Here is a 387-nt window from a genome sequence, read left to right on the forward strand (position 1 = left end):
GATCACCTTGTAGTTCAGCGGGCGGCCGAGCAGCTCGGGGTGTTGTTCCACCGCCAGGCGCGAACCCATGTCGGCAAACTTGCCATAGCTGGCAAAGGCGCCAGACATGGACTTGAGGCCGTAAAAGGTAAAGGGCTCGGCGGCGAATGCAGACCGAACGCTCAGCGGGAGGCTGAGGGCGGCGGCTGCGGTAAGACTGGCTTTCAACAACGTACGACGCTGCATGGGGTGACTCCCTGGTTTAGTTATTGGCAGGAGTGGCAATGGCGATACGGTGGAGCAAGGGCCTGTGGGCAGGCCTGTTATTGAATGAAACGATGTGTGGTTGAAATGCAGCCCAAATGTGGGAGGTGGCTTGCCTCCGATAGCGGTGTGTCAGTCGACATT

1 pseudogene is annotated in these 387 nt (G+C 58.7%); it reads right to left on the reverse strand.

The window, feature by feature from the left end:
* A pseudogene (locus SOP95_RS32015) lies at positions 1-225 on the reverse strand (ABC transporter substrate-binding protein); the annotation flags it as partial.
* Positions 226-387 lie beyond the last annotated feature (162 nt).

Origin of the sequence: Pseudomonas sp. YuFO8 (assembly GCF_035065025.1) — a bacterium.
In the GTDB taxonomy this organism is placed as follows: domain Bacteria; phylum Pseudomonadota; class Gammaproteobacteria; order Pseudomonadales; family Pseudomonadaceae; genus Aquipseudomonas; species Aquipseudomonas putida_AE.